Source organism: Mesorhizobium sp. BR1-1-15 (genome assembly GCF_020165475.1).
Lineage (GTDB): Bacteria > Pseudomonadota > Alphaproteobacteria > Rhizobiales > Rhizobiaceae > Mesorhizobium.
In genome coordinates, this window is the sequence record NZ_JAIUIF010000022.1 from 62723 (window position 1) to 79318 (window position 16596).

A 16596-nucleotide genomic window follows, 5' to 3' on the forward strand; every position below is an offset into this window, starting at 1 on the left:
CCCCATCAGCGATGCGGAACGGCAGCGATGCACGTTCCATCGGACGGCGGCTATAGGAATTTTCGCATGGTACGCATCGGCATCATCAATCCCAATTCGACCGTGTCGATGACGGGATCCATCGCCGTCGCGGCGCGGCTAACCGCGCAGGCCGGCACCGAAATCATCGCAATGCAGAACGACAGCGGCCCGGCTTCCATCGAAGGCCCGATCGATGGCGCGAAGGCGGTCCCGGGTCTTCTCGACCGGATCGAACGGGCCGAGCGCAGTGACGCCGTGGAGGCCTATATCATCGCCTGCTTCGACGACACCGGGCTCGACGCCGCGCGGATGCTGACGCGCAAGCCCGTTATCGGCATAGGCGAGGCCGCCGCCCGCGTCGCCAGCATCGTGGCGAGGCGCTTCACGGTGATTACCACCTTGCCGGTTTCCGTTCCTATTCTCGAGGACAATCTGGTTCGCTACGGCCTTTCGCCATTCGCCACCGTGCGGGCGAGCGGCATTCCCGTCCTGGCGCTGGAAGCGAATGGCGAGGCAGCCTTGTCGATCATCAGCGAAGAAATCCAGGAGGCGCTGCGGGTCGATCGCGCCGACGCCATCGTGCTTGGCTGCGCCGGCATGTCGGATATGGCGCGGCGACTGGCCAGCCTTCACGGTGTCCCGGTCGTCGAAGGGGTGTCGGCGGCTGTCAGGCTCGCGGAATTGCTCGTCGGCCTGGAACTTCATCCCAGGCAGGATGCTTTCGCCACCTCTCGGCGGAGCATGACGGCTTCGCTCGCCGCAGCAACCCGCTCGGCTTCCACGCACAGCGTGTCGGGGGGCTGATGCCGATGGTCAAGCGCAGACTTTTGCTGGGCGTCATCGTCGCCTGCATTCCATTGATAGCGTTGGGGCAGAACATGAATGAGACAAGGCTTCACTCGGCTGCGGCAAATGACGATGTCTCCATGATCAAGATGCTTGTTTCCGAGGGGGCCCGGATCGACGCGCGCGACGAGAACGGCCGCACGGCTCTTCTCGTCGCGACCCACGGCAACAAGGTCAGCGCTGCCAGGACTCTCATCGAGGCTGGCGCGGACGTCAACGCCAAGGACGATATCCAGGATAGTCCATATCTCTACGCCGGCGCACGCGGGCATCTCGATATCCTGAAGATGACGCTTGCGCACGGCGCCGACCTGAAGAGCACCAATCGCTATGGCGGTACCGCGCTCATTCCGGCTGCCGAACGCGGACATGTCGAGACCGTCGGCGCGCTGATCGATGCCGGTATTGATGTCGATCACGTCAACAAGCTCGGCTGGACCGCGTTGCTGGAGGCCATCATCCTCGGCGATGGCGGGCAGCGTCATGTCGAGATCGTGAGGCGGCTGATCGAGGCCGGCGCCAACGTCAATCTCGCCGACAAGGACGGGGCGACACCGCTGCGGCACGCGCGCAGGAACGGCTATGCGCAGATGATAACCCTGCTGGTGCAAGCGGGCGCCAGATGAACAGCGCGAAAATGTCGATGACCGCGCAGCCTGCAACCGACAGGCAATGGACCCTGCTTGCCCTCGTCGTGCTAATCGGGATCAACCTGCGTCCCTTTCTGACGGCGCCGGGACCGATATTGGCCGATATCGTGGCCGACACCGGGATGGGCTATGGCAGCCTGGCCATGCTGACGCTGTTGCCGATGCTGCTGATGGGCCTCGGTGCGTTCGTTGCACCGGGCATCCAGGCGGCCGTCGGAACGCGCCGGGGCCTGCTCGCGGCGCTAACGGTGCTGACAGCGGGCTCGCTGCTCAGGCTTGTCGTGCCCGGCGGCCTGTCGTTGATCCTGACGGCGGCACTTTGCGGGGCGGGGGTGGCCTTCATCCAGGCCGCGTTTCCGGGGATCATCAAGGCAAAGTTCCCGACCAGCACACCCGCCGTGACCGGCCTCTATTCCTGCATGATCATGGGCGGTGGGGCGCTCGGCGCACGTCTGGCGCCCCTGCTCGTCAACAACGGATACGACTGGCGGGCAGCCCTTGCCTGGCTCGCGGCTCCCGCCGCCATTGCGCTGTGCGCGGCATTCCGCGTCCTGTCCGACGCCAAGGCTTCAAGACCCGATCGCGCCTTGACCGGTTTTCTGCTTCGCCGCCCACGGACCTGGGTTCTGATGGCGGCCTTCGGCCTGGTCAACTCCGGCTATTCCTCTATGGTCGCCTGGCTTGCGCCCTACTACCAGGCGCAAGGATGGAGCAGTGCCGCCAGCGGCAATCTTGTGGCCGTGATGGCCATTTGCCAGGCGGCTTCGGCCCTGGTGCTGCCTGTCCTGGCGCGTCGAGGCATCGACCGCCGTCCCTGGCTCTGGCTGACGCTGCTGCTGCAGGCGGCGGGCTTTGCCGGACTTGCGGTTTTTCCCGCACTGTCGCCCCTTCTGTGGGTGGGGATATGCGGGGCCGGTCTTGGCGGAAGCTTCTCGCTTGCAATCGTCACGGCGCTCGATCATCTGCCGCGCCCGGAGCAGGCGGGCGCGCTGGCTGCGCTGATGCAGGGCGGCGGTTTTCTGATCGCCGCGCTTGGTCCATTCGCCACCGCGCTCCTGCATGGCTGGAGCGGGAGCTTCAGCAGCGGATGGATCATGCATCTCGGCTGCGTGACCGTCACAGCGTTTCTCTATCTGCACTTCAACCCAAAACGGTACGCCGACGTCATGAGGGGCTCGGAACAAGAGCAGTGCGAAATGGTAGTTTAACGAAGCGGAATGCAAGTTCTGAACTCAATGACGACGTACGTCTCCGCGGGGTGAGCAGCAGGCGCTTGCGCCGCATCTCGGCCGTGGAGATCGGCTCTGCCGGATCATCGGGGCCGGGCTGGCGCAGACGACGATATACCTCCTGCAGCTCATCGTCGCCGGCTATGCGCTGTCCAAGCGCCCGCCGGTCGCGCGCTCTGTACTTCCCCTCCTCGGCCGACAGTTCTCCATCCGCCAAATCGCAATTGGGGTTGCAGGCGCCCAGTCAACAGCCGGGCCGATAAAGTCACACGCCATCGTTGCGAAACTACACAAACATCATCACGATGATCGCTCCGATAACTATCAGGACAAGCCCACCGATAAGCATCGGCAGCAGAGTGTTGTCCGGGTCGATATCAGAATCAATGTCCTTTGTGACCTGTTGATCATTCTTCTTTGGTTCAGCCATGGCCCATCTCACATCCGAGCAAAAACAGCGCGCGTCGAAGCCGCGCAACATTATACGGTCTTGCGTGTCGCCCCGGTGCGAACGGGTGGTATCTGACCGCCGAGGAAGTCTTCGGGCATCAGTGTGATGTCGGCGAGCGTGTAGCGGTCAAGGACGTTCAGGAAGGAGGCTGTCGCTTCGTCAAACATGCCTGAAAGCTTGCAGGAGGCGGTTAGCACACATAGGTTTCCGGTCGCGAAACATTCGACCAGCGCGAAATCCGGCTCGGTTAACCGCACGACATCGCCAATCCGGATCATCTCAGGCCGGCGCCCGAGAATGAGACCACCGGAACGGCCGCGGATTGCCTTCATATAGCCGCCACGGGTCAGGGTGTTGGCGACCTTGTTCAGATGCGTCTTCGACACGTTGAAGGTGCGGGCAACCTCCTCGATCGTTATAAGCCGGCTACCGGCGGCGGCAGTGTACATCAGCATCCGCAATGCATAATCCGAAAAGCTGGTCAGCCGCATGAATCACGGCTCCCTGTCGATCGCTGTGCATTGTAGGAACCACTCACAAACCGGTCGTGCATCACAAGTCTCTCTCGACGATAGGTTCGATGCCGATCGTGGTCTCGCCGCGGTTGAAGGCGATCGCGAGACGGAAACTGTGAGCAATTCGCAGCGCGCGATCCATAAAAAGCGTCGCCACCTCGGCCGGGCAAATGCGACGCACCGTTGTCCGAAACAATATTAGCCAGCGACGGAAATGCGCCGCGCCGAGGCCGGCTATGACCAGGTGCGGCGGCAGTGGCCTGCCGTCGTATCGGGATGTCCGAAGTAGAGTAGCGGACCAGAAGTCACACATCTTCGCCAGATGCTGCGGCCATTTATCTGGCTCGATCCGATCGTGGAAAATGGGACCGAGAAGGTCATCACGGCGAATTTCGTCATAAAACCCGTGGACTACACCGCGGATCATTGCCTCGTCGAGTATGTTGGGCAATGGCACGCCGTCGACCACGATTGTTCTCTTGCTTCGACCGTTCGCGGTCATTCCGAAGCTCCTGTTTTCTCCGACGCAAGCTGGCTGAAGCCTTGGTTCGCTCTTCGATGTGATCCTCTATATAAGATATATTGTCAATCTATCTTATTGCGTGGCAAGACGCCGTGATGCCGCACCAGAAATGGGTCTGTCCGACCAAGCGGCGAATGACGAGCCCTTAATCCTAGGCATTTCCGAACTGCCTGGACATCACCCCAGGCCCGAGGCCGGAAGTATCTAAATTGGCGGGGAATTCCCGATGTGGCTCAGTTTCGAGAGTCGCCAACGCCTCATCAGATGACCGTGCCAGCCGGAGTCGCTCCCGAACCTGAAGTGCGATCTACGACAACGGCAAATCCTTCACGACGGAAATCCTGGCGTCCTCAATTCGCACTCCACTCCATGTCAAACAGGCGGCGATCGCAGGCGCGGATGTCGCGACCGTACCACCAGCGATACTCAGAAACCTCGCCAGACATCCACTCACCGACAAGGGCCTCAAGTCGTTTCTTGCCGACTGGGGAAAGACTGGGCAGGCGATCTTGTAGTTGTGCGCAGTGGAATCGCGGAGGGAAAGCCATCATGAAAACTGCACTCAACTATCGATTAAATTCGTTTGCATGATGTCCGCGAGAGCGGGAGACTGCGGTCTGAGCCACTCAGCCCAGTACATGACGCAGTCGGAATGTCGGCGCGGATAATGCTGAGAATCTGAAGGCGCACTAGCCAGGCAGAAGGTACCCCGAAGCAGTGTGCCGCCTCGCCGCACGAGCGGTTTTGACACGGATCGCCAAGGACGAGAATATGGCTGAAGCTGATACCAAATCAAACGGACCGGATCTGGTCCAGGGGATCGCGCTGTCCGACCTTCCCGATGGCGGAAAGCTTGTCGGCCATTGCGGCGACGAGCAGGTGTTGCTGGTGCGCCGCGGGGCCGAGATCTTCGCCATCGGCGCGACATGCACACATTACGGCGGGCCGCTCGGTGACGGTCTTGTGGTGTCGGATTCCATTCGATGTCCGTGGCACCACGCTTGCTTCGATCTGCGCACAGGCGAGGCCTTGCGAGCGCCTGCCTTCAATCCACTCGCTTGCTGGTCGGTGGAACAGCGCGATGGGCGGATATTCGTGGGCGAGAAACTCAAACGGACGGCGCCGAAGCCGCGCGGCGGAAGCGCGGGCGGGGTCCCCGAGAAAGTCGTCATTGTCGGCGGCGGCGCGGCCGGTTTCGCGGCGGCCGAAATGCTGCGGCGAGAGCAGTACCAGGGCAGCATCGTCATGATCAGCGACGACCATGCGCCGCCCGTCGACCGGCCGAATCTCTCCAAGGACTACCTCGCAGGGAAGGCTCCGGAGGATTGGATTCCGCTGCGCGGCCAGAAATTCTATTCAAAAAACAACATCGACCTGCGTCTCGATACGAAGGCCGTCGATATCGACCTGCGTTCTCGCGAGGTCATTCTGGCTGACGGAAGCAGGATTCCTTACGATAGACTGCTACTTGCCACGGGGGCCGAACCGGTGCGCCTCTCCATCCCCGGCGCGGATCAGCCACATGTTCACACGCTGCGCTCGCTTGCAGATTGCAAGGTGATCATCGAGCGAGCCACGACTGCGCGCCGCGCCATCGTGCTTGGCGCCAGTTTCATTGGCTTGGAAGTTGCCGCAGCGCTGCGCGCGCGCAATATCGAAGTTCATGTCGTGGCGCCGGATAAACGACCCATGGAACGGGCCCTCGGTCCGCAAATGGGTGACTTCATCCGCGCACTCCATGAGGAGCATGGAGTCGTGTTCCATCTCGAGGACACCGCGAGCAGCATCGACGGCAACAAAGTGAAACTAAGCAGTGGCAACATGTTGGCGGCGGATTTCGTCGTCGCCGGCGTCGGCGTGCGTCCGCGGACCGGGCTTGCCGAAAGGGCGGGGCTCACTCTTGACCGCGGCGTCGCCGTAAATGCCTTTCTGGAGACGAGCGCACCGGACATATTCGCGGCCGGCGACATTGCGCGGTGGCCGGATCCTCACACTGGCGAGAACATTCGGGTCGAGCATTGGGTGGTTGCAGAGAGGCAGGGGCAAACCGCGGCCCTGAACATGCTCGGCCATCGCGAGAAATTCGCGGCCGTGCCGTTCTTCTGGAGCCAGCACTACGACGTTCCCATCAACTATGTCGGCCATGCCGGGCAATGGGACGAGATTGCTGTCGATGGAGACATCGGTGCCAGGGACTGCCTGCTGCGCTTCAAGCGCGAAGGGCGCACGCTGGCTGTCGCTTCGATCTTCCGTGACATCGAAAGTCTAGGGGCGGAGATGGAAATGGAGCGCCAAATGGCAAGGTAGCAAGCGCTCTTGGGCACCGCGATCCGTAGAGAGCGCAACCCGTATGGCGCAGCGGTGCGTCGCTGTGACTGAAAGGAGTTCGACTTATGTCCACAGTGCAACAGGAACCGAGCACCACCAACGGATTGGACGCGGTTCATTCAAAGATCGTCAAGTTCGCTACCGGTGTGGCCAGGGAAGCGTCCGATGAGGCGCCGACCTCGGTCGAAATCTTTTCGGACAGGGGCCGCTGGTACTGCAGGGTCCGTCGCGGCGATGAAAAGACTCGGCCAATGGGTCCCTATTCCAAACAACAGGCTGAGCGGATCCAAGAGGCTCGGAGACTGTTGATTGCCAAAAGAGGCACCGCTCGGATCATGTTCGAGTAGGGAGGACATTCACGATCACGTCGGCCGGCGTACTTCTCACCACAACCATCGTTCATCATCGACTTTTTTGAAACTGTGCAGGTAGACCTCCGGCTTTGAGGGTTGTCGCGTTGTGAAGCCGCGTTGCGCGGCAGGGTGTCTGTTGACGTTTTCCCCTTGGCCAAGCCGGCATCGTCGCAGCGTCGCCCGAGGGCGCCTCTTCTGGCAATTTTCGTCGTTCCACCCGACCTCGGTAGCCTGATCCTTCAGGCAGGACGGCCTGTCTTCGTCGCCTCGACCAGCCAGGAAAATTTCCGCATCAACAAGATTCTTGTCGGATGGAAGGATAGGCGTGAAGCCAAGCGCGCGGTTACCGATGCCGTGCCCCTTTTTCAAATGGCTCAGGAGGCTGGTATAATCACGATCGAGGATGCCGCGACCGATGAAACCTGGAACAGCCTGAACAATATCGTCGCCTTCCTTTCGAGCCACGGCGTAAGGGCGAAGGCTGACGTGTTTCCGGAAAGATCTGATGGTGGATCAATCGCTGATGTGGCCGATGCGATGCATGCGGATCTGACCATATCCGGCGCCTGAGGCTACAGCAGGTTCAGGGAGTGGATCTTTGGCGGTGCTACCCGCTCGCGGCTTGAGAATGATCGACTGAACCGGTCATGCCGATTTGATCGTGATACACAAATCGTGGATGCACATTGTCAAAAGCTGAAATTCCGCGCGGCTCGAGCGCTCCGGGTTGACCTGACAAGGCTGTCAGGCAGGCATCGGATGAGCATGCACTCGTTACTCGCCTTCCGTGGCTATCAACATCCAATTGCGCTTTGTTGACGGGGTGTCACAGGCGAACGTCCACGTATCGATCACCTCAACGATCTGCTGGGGATCGCCGGCGACGATCGCATCGTTGGCCGAGCGTGTAACGCTGACCACGTCGGAAACGAAGCGAACGGCAATCTCAGCGGTGCCGTTCTCCGCAAGAGCGTCGACGACCTTTGCTTCCTTCGTGCCAATGAAGGTGAGTTGCAGCATCTCCCCCCGATCCCGGCGGCCGGCAATCGCTCGTCCGAAGATATCGAGCACTTCCGGCCCGACGAGACGCTTCAACGTTGGGATGTCGCTGTCCGCATACGCGCGCAGGATAGCTTCATAAGCCATATTGGCACCGGTCAGAAACGCGGCAAGGTCGAAAGTTGGGTCGATCTCTCGGATCGCATCCAAGCGTGTGTCCGTATAGGATATATCGTCGATACTGCCGGTTCGCTGCTCTGTCGGCGCATCGTCCTGCTTGGCCTTGTCGTTGCCCGAGCGCGGCAGAGTTTGGCCCCAACTGCCCAGCAATGCCCAATAAAACGCTATGATCGCCACGAGCAGGATCTGGTTGTTTGGATCTGTGGTTTCGTTCATGACGTTCTCCCGACAGAATGTCGAAGCAGGCGCCGGTTCGGAACCGGAGCTGAATTTCAGGCAACGCGCGGCAGCTTCTCCCATTGATGGAAGGGCGGCGGCGATGGCAGTTGCCATTCCAGCGTGGTCGCCCCTTCGCCCCAAGGATTGGCGCTTGCTGGGCGTCTGCGGCTGAAGGCCTCGGCAACCGCGATGAAGAAAACGACGAGCCCGGCCGTTGAGATGTAGGAACCGATCGACGAGACGAAATTCCAGCCGGCAAAAGCATCGGGATAGTCGGCGTAACGTCGCGGCATGCCGGCCATGCCCAGAAAATGCTGCGGGAAAAAGACGAGGTTGACGCCGATGAACATCAGCCAGAAATGCAGCTTGCCGAGCGTTTCGCTGTACATGTAGCCGGTCATCTTCGGGAACCAGTAGTAGAAGCCGGCAAAGATCGCGAAGACCGCCCCCAAAGACAGCACATAGTGGAAGTGAGCGATCACGAAATAAGTGTCGTGGTACACGCGATCGATACCGGGGTTCGCAACCATGATGCCAGTGACGCCACCAATGGTGAACAGCAGGACGAAGCCGAGAGCCCACATCATGGGTGTCTTGAACTCTATCGATCCTCCCCACATGGTCGCCAGCCACGAAAACACCTTCACGCCGGTTGGAACGGCGATGACCATCGATGCGAAGGCGAAGTAGCGCTGCGTGTCGACCGACAGGCCGGTCGTATACATATGATGCGCCCAGACGACAAAGCCGATCGCGCCGATTGCCACCATTGCATAGGCCATGCCGAGATAGCCGAAGATCGGCTTCTTGGCGAAGGTTGAGATGACGTGGCTGATGATGCCGAAGCCAGGCAGGATCATGATGTAGACTTCGGGATGGCCGAAGAACCAGAACAGATGCTGGTAGAGGATCGGATCACCGCCGCCGGACGGCGAAAAGAAGGTCGTCCCGAAATTGCGATCGGTCAACAGCATGGTGACCGCGCCGGCGAGCACCGGCAGCGACATGAGAAGCATGAAGGCGGTGACCAGCATCGACCAGGCGAACAGAGGCATCTTGTGCATGGTCATGCCGGGTGCGCGCATGTTGAAGATGGTCGTGATGAAGTTGATCGCGCCGAGGATCGAGGAGGCCCCCGAAAGGTGGATAGACAGAATAACGAGGTCGACGGCGGGACCTGGCTGGCCATCCGTCGAATAAGGCGGATAGAGCGTCCAGCCGCCGCCATGGCCGAGCGTACCGGGCGCTCCCGGAACGAACATCGAGGTGATGAAGAGGATGAATGACACCACCAGCAGCCAGAACGAGATGTTGTTCAAGCGGGGGAAAGCCATGTCGGGTGCGCCAATCATGATCGGCACCATCCAGTTGCCGAAGCCACCAATCAGCGCCGGCATGAGCACGAAAAAGATCATGACCAGCCCATGGGCACTGACGACGACATTGTAGACGCCCGGATCGCCAAATATCTGCAAACCCGGTTCCTGCAACTCCATGCGGATCAACACGGAAAGCGCCGTACCGAAGACGCCTGCCATGATCGAGAACAGCAGGTAAAGCGTCCCGATATCCTTGTGGTTGGTCGAGAACAGCCATCGGACGAGAAACCGGGGCTTGTGATCATCCAAGGTCGAGGCTGGATTGGACATGATGTGCTTCCTGCTCTCCTCTTCCGGCAGGCAAGACGGCCTCAACCATGGACGGCACCTGCGATCCGCCGTCACACGGGGCTAGGTCTTGCCTGCGCTCTTTCATTCATCCGTGACGATCGCATCCATCGGAATGTCGTGCGGCTGCGGATAGATGGTTCGGATCCTGCTACGGGCGTAACCGACGCCGACGACGAGAGGCCGCCTGGGCGCCGCGGCCAGGGTCCGGTCGAAGAAGCCGCCGCCATAACCCAGGCGATAGTTAGCGTCGTCAAACCGACAACGGGCGCGATGACCACATCCGGTTGGACGGCAGGTCCATGAGAGGGGACAAGAATATTCCAGACTCCGCGTTCGAGCGGGTCTCCCGGCCCCCAGATGCGAAACTCCAGCGGCCAGCCTTTCTTGATGACGACTGGAAGCGCAATCCGCCCGCCGCGCTCGATCACCTTTATCGCCCAGTTGCGGAGGTCGGGCTCACCGCGGAACGGCCAATAGCCGCTGACGATCCGCCCGCTCACCCGACCGACGGCCAGGTCGAGAACGGAAGCGATGCGTAAAGACCTCGCATTGCGTTCCTCGGCGTCGATCGCGAGACGCTCATCGATTAGACGCTTGCGTTCCGCCTTGCGCCATCGACAGACATCGGGCCATGCGTCCTGAACGGCCGGCTCAGTGCCGTACCCCGGGACAAGCTCATGCATAAAGCATGGTGGAGAGGCGTATTCTCTCGTCTCCGGACAAACATCCTCCTGATCAGACATCGCACGCTCCATATCCGTTACAGCGGAGACCCTCGCCTACGTGGACGTTGCGCTGCGTAAAACAGGAAGGCAAACGGAATTAAATGCTGTATTGATGCAAGATTATTGCACTAATCGGGAACCAGCATGGACATCGACCGCGCGCGCACGTTTTTGGAAATCGTCCATTCCGGCAGCTTTCTGAGAGCTGCCGACCGACTCCACGTCACCCAGACCACTGTCAGCGCGCGGATACGCACGTTGGAGGAAGAGCTCGGACGTCAGCTCTTTGTCCGCAATCGCAATGGTGCGCAGTTGACGCAGGCGGGCCGGGAGTTCGAGCGGTTCGCGCAATCATTCGTGCAAATCTGGGAACGAGCACGCCACCAGCTCGCCATCCCATCGGGACGGACAAGCGTCGTTGCCCTGGGCGGGGAGCTCAGCCTGTGGAACCCGCTGCTGCTCGATTGGCTGGTCTGGATGAAGAAGGCCAGGCCGGAAATCGCCATCCAAGCCCAGGTCGGCGTGCCGGACCAGCTCCTCGAGCAGCTCAGGACTGGCGTTCTCGACATCGCGGTGCTCTATGCGCCGAAGCTGCTGCCAGGCTTCAGGGTGGAGCTCCTCGTGGAGGAGCAGCTCGTCTTGGTTCGGAGCACGGACAGAGACTCAGAGTTGGACGCCTCAAGGGACTATGTCTATGTCGATTGGGGGCCGCTGTTTGCGGCCCAACATGGCGCCAGTTCCTCTGCCTTCGGCGAGCCGGGATTAATGGTCGGCCTTGGTCCGCTTGGGCTGAGCTACATTCTGCGCGCCGGCGGAATGGGCTATTTCCGTAGGGGCGCGGCAGCGCCCCATATCGAGGCCGGGCAGCTGGAGGTCGTGGAGGGCGCGCCGGAATTCACCTATCCGGCCTATGCAGTCTATCCGGATGCAAGCGCGTCGCGAACCGACGTACAGGAGGCGCTACGTGGATTGAAGCAGGTGGTGAAATGACCGTGTTCTGTCAGTTCCAAATCACTGATCATGCGGCCGGAAAGAAATCCACCGCCATGGATTGATCGAACATGCCTTATCCGTTCCACACCATCGGCCACTCGACCCGGTCGATCGCCGAATTCGTCGCCCTGTTGCGGGTTGGCGAGATTACGCTCGTGGTCGACATAAGGACCATGCGGCGATCGCGGGCGAATCCGCAATTCAACAGCGAAACGCTGCCGGACAGCCTTGCGGATTTCGCGATCGGATATGAGCATATTGCCGAGCTTGGCGGCCTGCGCGGCAGGGCGCACGCCATTCCACCGACGCTCAACGCATTCTGGCTCAACCAGAGTTTTCACAACTACGCCGACTACGCGCTGTCAGCGGAGTTTCATGGCGGTCTGGAGCGGCTTGTGTCCCTTGGCAGGCAGCAGCGGTGCGCCATCATGTGCTCGGAAACGCTTTGGTGGCGTTGCCACAGAAGAATCGTCGCGGACTATCTGATCAGTCGTGGCGAGGCCGTTTTTCATCTGATGGGCCATGACAAGGTCGAGCCGGCGAAGCTCACCGACGGTGTGGAGGCAAGGCTCGACGGAACGCTTGTCTACCCGCTTTCCCAGCGTTCTGGATAGTCGAGGCCTCAGGCGGCCGACGGCCCCGGGTCGTCGAACCCGTCGTTGAAAGCCGCCATGACGCTGTTTTCCGCTTTGGGTTGTGACTCATCAGAGTGATGGGCGACGCGCAAAACCGGTCCGTTCGGTCGCCACGGGTCCGGCGCTGCATCCCCCGCCAGCTCCAATCTCTCCCGCCTTGCCGCTTCCGGCTGGTAGACCACTTCATGCACAGTCAGCGTTTCATGGCCGCCCTGCGCGGTCGGAATGGACATGGACTGACCTTCGGCCAGACCAAGCAGCGCCAGGCCGCGCGGGTTGGTGATCGGCAAAAGCATGCCAACCAGACCGCGCATCTCGTCATGTGCGACGATGCGGGTCTCGGCAGGGCCGTCGTTTACACGATAGGTCACTCGGGTGCTGAGCGTCACGACCGTTGGCGGAATGTCTTCTCGAAACATCACAATTGCGCTCGAAATCTTCCGTTGAAGGACAACGGACAAGGCATCGCCGCGGGGATGGCGCTCTTGCATCACTTCAAGAATCGTGAAGTCCTTGGTGGTCAGTTGGCAGCTATCGATAGTGGGCATGGTGCGTCTCCAAGACGGACCCGTGAAAGGGTTCCGGCGTCAAGCATTTGATCGGATGTGGAAGCTACCCCCTGTGCCGGACCAGAACAGGCCGGCGCAGGGGTCACACTCCCGCGATCAGGCTGCCTGCGTGATTGAGGAGACGGATGGAAACGCCCATGTCTAGGCGTCTGCCGGGATCGCCGAAGACGCTGGTGCGCGCCGATCGACTGCATCGCCGTCCGCAGCGGGTTGGCCTACGGCAAGCACCGACAGTTTGTGCCGGCGCCCATCGCGCGCGGTCCACATGATCGACTGTTCGGCCGAGAGGCCGATCAGGGCCGTGCCGATCGGCGTGAGGACTGAAACCTTGCCTTCGGAGATATCCGCGTCGCCAGGAAAAACCAGCGTGACTGTCTTGGCATTGCCAGTATCGGGCTTGAATGTCACCGTCGAACCCATCTGGACGGTGCCGGCGGAGACCGAACCATCGGCGACTATACGTGCCCGCTCGAGTTCGGCGAGCAGTTCATCGGAGGCCTCCGGATTGCGCGCGGCCACGGTGCTCGCAACCGCCGACAGACGCGCATGGTCTGACTGTGAGATGCGGATGTTCGGCTTGCGCCGGGTTTTCGTGTTGTCTTGCATTTGAATACTCATGCTTCCGCTCGGACCAGCCGCCACGGAGGGTGCCGGAATCGGGCCAATTCGTGAAAATCTCGATGGAACGCCGATGCTCCGGAGGCTTGAGGCCCTGCGGAACCATCCCATGTGTGGGCAAACACACCGCCCCTCGGCTCGGGGCGCGCATGGCAGCCGAGCCGGGGGCTACATTCCCGCTATGGGGCAAACCCGGAAAAGAAAATCGCGACGGATTCTGACTGCGGCGTTCATAGGACCATAGTTGGTGAAGCAATCCGGGAAGTCAAGTCAGCCACCTCGGTGCAGTCTGGCGGCTATCAATCCTAAACTTAGTCAGAGCGAGCGCCAAGCAACGTTCTTATCACCAGCTCTCTTCCGGCCCGGTTTATTCCGGTCCCGCTGGGTCTTTCTTCAGCCAGTCCGAGAAAGACAAGACGTTCGGCCAAGGCTTTCGATAGAGATGGGTAGGGTCCGCGGTTCATTCGCTTGAGTGCCGTCTGCTCCTCGTTGGTGAGATCGTCCCAGATAACTGTCATGAGAGCCATCTCCCTTGTGTGCACTATCAAGCCGATGCCGATCCTGAATTGTCCAGCGACGGGCTGCGACCATGAATTCATTGGGCCCCGAAGGTCTTGCTTATGGAACGGCATCTGTTCCGACAATGCCGCCTTCATTCTCCAGAACGCCGATCCGCTTGACTTCCGAGCGGTTGAGCTTCAGGCGAACGCCGATACCGCCGCCGTTCTCGGCAATGAAAACGGCGCCGGCGCTTTCAAGCGCGGTTTGCAGCGTGTCGCAGATATCTCGGTCAGGAAGGTTGATCCGGCGCTCGAATTCTTCGATGACCAGCGCATCCACGCCTGAATTGCCGGCGAGCTTTTCACGGGTCCATTCGACCAGTGCGCGAGCGGCACGGCATTGAGCACCAGTGATCATCCTCAAAATCTCCTTCTGGATCGCTTTGGGAGCGAATTGCCGCCTGCTGAAACCCAGGACGCTGGGAGTGCGACGGCCGCGTCCGTAAAATGCATATCGAATCCGAAAAGGAAAGGGTTGCGCCCCTCACCGCGATCGAATCATGATGCAAAATAATTGTGCTGAAGCGGCAATAAATTTCGTTTGTCTTACAGATAAGGATGAGTGAAGCTCGTGCGTAGCGAAACGACAGATTGGGTGCCAGCCAGCAGGTCTCAACGCTAGGGGACTGTTTGGCGATATCGCGCGAAGGGCACCTTGGGCTCGGCAATGACAATAATGGACAGGCTTGAACACGATTTCGGCAGGATCCTTTCTGGCCCGGACATTCGGCGTCATGTCGTCGGTCGAATGGTATCTGCCAATCGCCCTGACGCAGATGACGGCATCCCAATCGTACCCGTGGATGACAATGCTCTCAAAACGCGGCTGCGCGAGGAACTGCTCCTGCAAGCACGGACCCGGCTGCCGATCACCTATGCAAGACTGGCCGAGAGCATGGTTGGTTCGGAAGCAACAGGCGTGATCCGGGGTGCACTCGAACAACTGATGGACGACGATGCGGACGAAGGCCTGCCATTGCTTGCGGCTGTTGCCGTGAACGCGCTCGATCCTGGTTTGCCCGCTCCCTGGTTCTTCCACAAAGCCGAGGACATGGGGCTGTTCGCTGGCGATCCGGCCGATCTGGAAGCTTACGCTTTCCATGCAAGGGAGTTTTGTCGCGCGATCCATCTCCATGCTGGCAACGGGCAAGGCTCAGGAACGACCTTGCCGCCGGTACTGCCGCCTGCAGACCGGTGAAGGAGAACGAAATGCTGATCGCCAAAGACGTCATGACGTCGCCGGTCATCGCGGTAGGGCCTGACAGTACGGTGGACGAGGTCGCCGGTATTCTTCTGTCGCACGGGATCAGCGCCGTGCCGGTGATTGATCGAGGTGCGCTGCTGGGCATCGTCAGTGAAGGGGACCTGATCCGCCGGGCGGAGATCGGAACAGCGCCGCAGGGCTGTTCCTGGTGGCTTCATTTGTTCACCAACAACGCGGTTCAGGCGGAAGGCTATGTCAAGTCTCATTCCGATCATGTGATCGACGTCATGACACAGCAGGTTGCGACGGTGGTCGAGAGTACGCCAGTCGCCGAGATCGCAACCCTGCTTGAGCATAATCGGATCAAGCGTGCCCCAGTGCTGCGCGACGGGCAGGTGGTTGGGATCGTCAGCCGCGCTAATCTGGTGCGAGCGCTGGTCATTGCCAGGAAAGGGTGGCGCGCTCCGGCCTTGCATGACGACAGCAGCATCAGGATGGAGATTGTCGATGCCTTGCGATCCGAATCGTGGCCCTCGAGTTCGGACGTGATCGTGAACAACGGCGTGGTCACCCTGTGGGGAACGTATCTGTCGGAGCAGGAGCGGAAAGCCTCGATCGTCCTGGCTGAAAACACCGCTGGCGTGCGGGCTATCGATGACCATCGCATTCCCCTCGATATGACCTACGGCTTGGTCTGAAGGCCACCGAATGACATTCGTGGTCACCGACAATTGCATCAAATGCAAATACATGGACTGCGTGGAAGTCTGCCCGGTGGACTGCTTCTACGAAGGCGAGAACATGCTCGTCATCCATCCCGATGAATGCATCGACTGCGGCGTCTGCGAGCCGGAATGCCCGGCGAAGGCCATTTTTCCCGATACCGAGCCTGGTCTCGACGATTGGCTCGCGCTGAACGCCGAGTATGCGTCTGCGTGGCCCAATATTGCGATCAAGCGCGATCCACCCGCCGACGCCAAGGCGTTCGACGGCGAAGCGGACAAGCTCGCGAAATATTTTTCGCCGGAACCTGGGTCGGGTGACTGATCAAAATGAACGCATATGCGCTCCAGCCGTCGCCACTTTATCTGGGCATTGACACTGGCGGCACGTACACCGATGCCGTGCTGTGGTCGGAATCCACAGGCATCGTGGCCAAGGCCAAGTCGCTGACCACGCGGCACGATCTTGCCGAGGGCATCGCCGGCGCCGCAGACGCTGTTTTGTCCGAGGCAGTCATCGAGCCCAGCGCGATCAAGCTCGTCTCGATGTCGACCACGCTGGCCACCAACGCCCTCGTCGAAGGGC

General features: G+C 60.4%; 18 protein-coding genes and 3 pseudogenes. 12 read left to right on the top strand and 9 right to left on the bottom strand.

What is annotated here, in order from left to right:
- Nucleotides 1–66: 66 nt before the first annotated feature.
- Genes LB541_RS26345 through LB541_RS26355 form a run of 3 tightly spaced genes read left to right on the top strand, consistent with a single transcriptional unit; the run spans nucleotide 67 to nucleotide 2725 of the window.
- Complete coding sequence (locus LB541_RS26345; protein ID WP_224619934.1) at nucleotides 67–825, top strand: aspartate/glutamate racemase family protein; 759 nt, start codon at nucleotides 67–69, stop codon at nucleotides 823–825.
- Between the two features lie 5 nt (nucleotides 826–830).
- On the top strand, nucleotides 831–1493 hold the full coding sequence (locus LB541_RS26350; protein WP_318012577.1) for an ankyrin repeat domain-containing protein: 663 nt from the start codon (nucleotides 831–833) through the stop codon (nucleotides 1491–1493).
- Nucleotides 1490–2725: a cyanate transporter gene (locus LB541_RS26355; RefSeq protein ID WP_224619935.1), complete on the top strand. Its 1236-nt coding sequence runs from the start codon at nucleotides 1490–1492 to the stop codon at nucleotides 2723–2725. The genes LB541_RS26350 and LB541_RS26355 overlap by 4 nt, the downstream gene beginning before the upstream one ends.
- A gap of 307 nt (nucleotides 2726–3032) precedes the next feature.
- Here the strand turns inward: LB541_RS26355 and LB541_RS26360 are convergent, their stop codons facing one another.
- From LB541_RS26360 to LB541_RS26370, 3 genes are all read right to left on the bottom strand, one after another.
- On the bottom strand, nucleotides 3033–3176 hold the full coding sequence (locus tag LB541_RS26360; RefSeq protein ID WP_181165452.1) for a hypothetical protein: 144 nt from the start codon (nucleotides 3174–3176) through the stop codon (nucleotides 3033–3035).
- Between the two features lie 50 nt (nucleotides 3177–3226).
- The gene (locus tag LB541_RS26365; RefSeq protein WP_140500703.1) at nucleotides 3227–3688 is read right to left on the bottom strand and encodes an RrF2 family transcriptional regulator; all 462 of its coding nucleotides are present in this window, start codon (nucleotides 3686–3688) and stop codon (nucleotides 3227–3229) included.
- Between the two features lie 61 nt (nucleotides 3689–3749).
- Complete coding sequence (locus LB541_RS26370; protein ID WP_140500702.1) at nucleotides 3750–4214, bottom strand: group III truncated hemoglobin; 465 nt, start codon at nucleotides 4212–4214, stop codon at nucleotides 3750–3752.
- A gap of 326 nt (nucleotides 4215–4540) precedes the next feature.
- Between LB541_RS26370 and LB541_RS26375 the strand changes: the two are divergent.
- The 3 genes and pseudogenes from LB541_RS26375 to LB541_RS26385 all read left to right on the top strand — a co-directional run.
- Nucleotides 4541–4750 (top strand): annotated as a pseudogene (locus LB541_RS26375) (transaldolase family protein); the annotation flags it as partial.
- 256 nt (nucleotides 4751–5006) lie between these two features.
- On the top strand, nucleotides 5007–6542 hold the full coding sequence (locus LB541_RS26380; protein WP_224619936.1) for an FAD-dependent oxidoreductase: 1536 nt from the start codon (nucleotides 5007–5009) through the stop codon (nucleotides 6540–6542).
- 524 nt (nucleotides 6543–7066) lie between these two features.
- Nucleotides 7067–7486 (top strand): universal stress protein, encoded by a 420-nt coding sequence (locus LB541_RS26385; RefSeq protein ID WP_140500700.1) that lies wholly within the window; start codon nucleotides 7067–7069, stop codon nucleotides 7484–7486.
- 204 nt (nucleotides 7487–7690) lie between these two features.
- Here the strand turns inward: LB541_RS26385 and LB541_RS26390 are convergent, their stop codons facing one another.
- The 3 genes and pseudogenes from LB541_RS26390 to LB541_RS26400 form a co-directional block, all read right to left on the bottom strand.
- Nucleotides 7691–8311, bottom strand: coding sequence for a Tim44/TimA family putative adaptor protein (locus LB541_RS26390; RefSeq protein ID WP_181165451.1), 621 nt, complete (start codon nucleotides 8309–8311; stop codon nucleotides 7691–7693).
- Between the two features lie 56 nt (nucleotides 8312–8367).
- A pseudogene (gene ctaD / locus LB541_RS26395) lies at nucleotides 8368–9933 on the bottom strand (cytochrome c oxidase subunit I); the annotation flags it as partial.
- Between the two features lie 132 nt (nucleotides 9934–10065).
- Nucleotides 10066–10727: pseudogene (locus tag LB541_RS26400) on the bottom strand (5-formyltetrahydrofolate cyclo-ligase).
- Between the two features lie 126 nt (nucleotides 10728–10853).
- On the opposite strand from LB541_RS26400, the gene LB541_RS26405 reads away from it, so the two are divergent.
- Nucleotides 10854–11699, top strand: coding sequence for a LysR family transcriptional regulator (locus LB541_RS26405; RefSeq protein WP_140518333.1), 846 nt, complete (start codon nucleotides 10854–10856; stop codon nucleotides 11697–11699).
- 71 nt (nucleotides 11700–11770) lie between these two features.
- Nucleotides 11771–12316, top strand: a complete 546-nt coding sequence (locus LB541_RS26410) for a DUF488 family protein (protein ID WP_140663427.1) — start codon at nucleotides 11771–11773, stop codon at nucleotides 12314–12316.
- Nucleotides 12317–12324: 8 nt separating this feature from the next.
- Here the strand turns inward: LB541_RS26410 and LB541_RS26415 are convergent, their stop codons facing one another.
- From LB541_RS26415 to LB541_RS26425, 3 genes are all read right to left on the bottom strand, one after another.
- Entirely contained in the window at nucleotides 12325–12885 is a 561-nt protein-coding gene (locus LB541_RS26415; protein ID WP_224619937.1) for a nucleoside-diphosphate kinase, read from the bottom strand.
- Between the two features lie 162 nt (nucleotides 12886–13047).
- Nucleotides 13048–13512: a nucleoside diphosphate kinase regulator gene (rnk, locus tag LB541_RS26420; protein WP_140525742.1), complete on the bottom strand. Its 465-nt coding sequence runs from the start codon at nucleotides 13510–13512 to the stop codon at nucleotides 13048–13050.
- A gap of 630 nt (nucleotides 13513–14142) precedes the next feature.
- Nucleotides 14143–14442 (bottom strand): XRE family transcriptional regulator, encoded by a 300-nt coding sequence (locus LB541_RS26425; protein WP_140500738.1) that lies wholly within the window; start codon nucleotides 14440–14442, stop codon nucleotides 14143–14145.
- 318 nt (nucleotides 14443–14760) lie between these two features.
- Between LB541_RS26425 and LB541_RS26430 the strand changes: the two genes are divergently transcribed.
- From LB541_RS26430 to LB541_RS26445, 4 genes are all read left to right on the top strand, one after another.
- Nucleotides 14761–15282 carry a hypothetical protein gene (locus LB541_RS26430; protein WP_140518337.1) on the top strand — a complete coding sequence of 174 codons (522 nt, stop codon included), beginning with the start codon at nucleotides 14761–14763 and terminating at the stop codon, nucleotides 15280–15282.
- An 11-nt stretch (nucleotides 15283–15293) separates the two neighbouring features.
- Nucleotides 15294–15986, top strand: a complete 693-nt coding sequence (locus LB541_RS26435; RefSeq protein ID WP_140567986.1) for a CBS domain-containing protein — start codon at nucleotides 15294–15296, stop codon at nucleotides 15984–15986.
- A 10-nt stretch (nucleotides 15987–15996) separates the two neighbouring features.
- Nucleotides 15997–16335: a ferredoxin FdxA gene (gene fdxA, locus LB541_RS26440; protein ID WP_140518339.1), complete on the top strand. Its 339-nt coding sequence runs from the start codon at nucleotides 15997–15999 to the stop codon at nucleotides 16333–16335.
- Between the two features lie 5 nt (nucleotides 16336–16340).
- The coding region (locus tag LB541_RS26445; RefSeq protein WP_281405519.1) for a hydantoinase/oxoprolinase N-terminal domain-containing protein at nucleotides 16341–16596 on the top strand (256 nt) is incomplete at its 3' end.

Excerpts from the sequence above, each read along its gene's own strand:
- rnk (WP_140525742.1), bottom strand. The coding sequence starts at position 13,512 with ATGCAAGACAACACGAAAACCCGGCGCAAGCCGAACATCCGCATCTCA.
- LB541_RS26350 (WP_318012577.1), top strand. The coding sequence starts at position 831 with ATGGTCAAGCGCAGACTTTTGCTGGGCGTCATCGTCGCCTGCATTCCA.
- LB541_RS26360 (WP_181165452.1), bottom strand. The coding sequence starts at position 3,176 with ATGGCTGAACCAAAGAAGAATGATCAACAGGTCACAAAGGACATTGAT.
- LB541_RS26410 (WP_140663427.1), top strand. The coding sequence starts at position 11,771 with ATGCCTTATCCGTTCCACACCATCGGCCACTCGACCCGGTCGATCGCC.
- fdxA (WP_140518339.1), top strand. The coding sequence starts at position 15,997 with ATGACATTCGTGGTCACCGACAATTGCATCAAATGCAAATACATGGAC.
- LB541_RS26345 (WP_224619934.1), top strand. The coding sequence starts at position 67 with ATGGTACGCATCGGCATCATCAATCCCAATTCGACCGTGTCGATGACG.
- LB541_RS26415 (WP_224619937.1), bottom strand. The coding sequence starts at position 12,885 with ATGCCCACTATCGATAGCTGCCAACTGACCACCAAGGACTTCACGATT.
- LB541_RS26430 (WP_140518337.1), top strand. The coding sequence starts at position 14,761 with ATGGACAGGCTTGAACACGATTTCGGCAGGATCCTTTCTGGCCCGGAC.
- LB541_RS26435 (WP_140567986.1), top strand. The coding sequence starts at position 15,294 with ATGCTGATCGCCAAAGACGTCATGACGTCGCCGGTCATCGCGGTAGGG.
- LB541_RS26405 (WP_140518333.1), top strand. The coding sequence starts at position 10,854 with ATGGACATCGACCGCGCGCGCACGTTTTTGGAAATCGTCCATTCCGGC.
- LB541_RS26370 (WP_140500702.1), bottom strand. The coding sequence starts at position 4,214 with ATGACCGCGAACGGTCGAAGCAAGAGAACAATCGTGGTCGACGGCGTG.
- LB541_RS26425 (WP_140500738.1), bottom strand. The coding sequence starts at position 14,442 with ATGATCACTGGTGCTCAATGCCGTGCCGCTCGCGCACTGGTCGAATGG.
- LB541_RS26390 (WP_181165451.1), bottom strand. The coding sequence starts at position 8,311 with ATGAACGAAACCACAGATCCAAACAACCAGATCCTGCTCGTGGCGATC.
- LB541_RS26355 (WP_224619935.1), top strand. The coding sequence starts at position 1,490 with ATGAACAGCGCGAAAATGTCGATGACCGCGCAGCCTGCAACCGACAGG.
- LB541_RS26365 (WP_140500703.1), bottom strand. The coding sequence starts at position 3,688 with ATGCGGCTGACCAGCTTTTCGGATTATGCATTGCGGATGCTGATGTAC.
- LB541_RS26380 (WP_224619936.1), top strand. The coding sequence starts at position 5,007 with ATGGCTGAAGCTGATACCAAATCAAACGGACCGGATCTGGTCCAGGGG.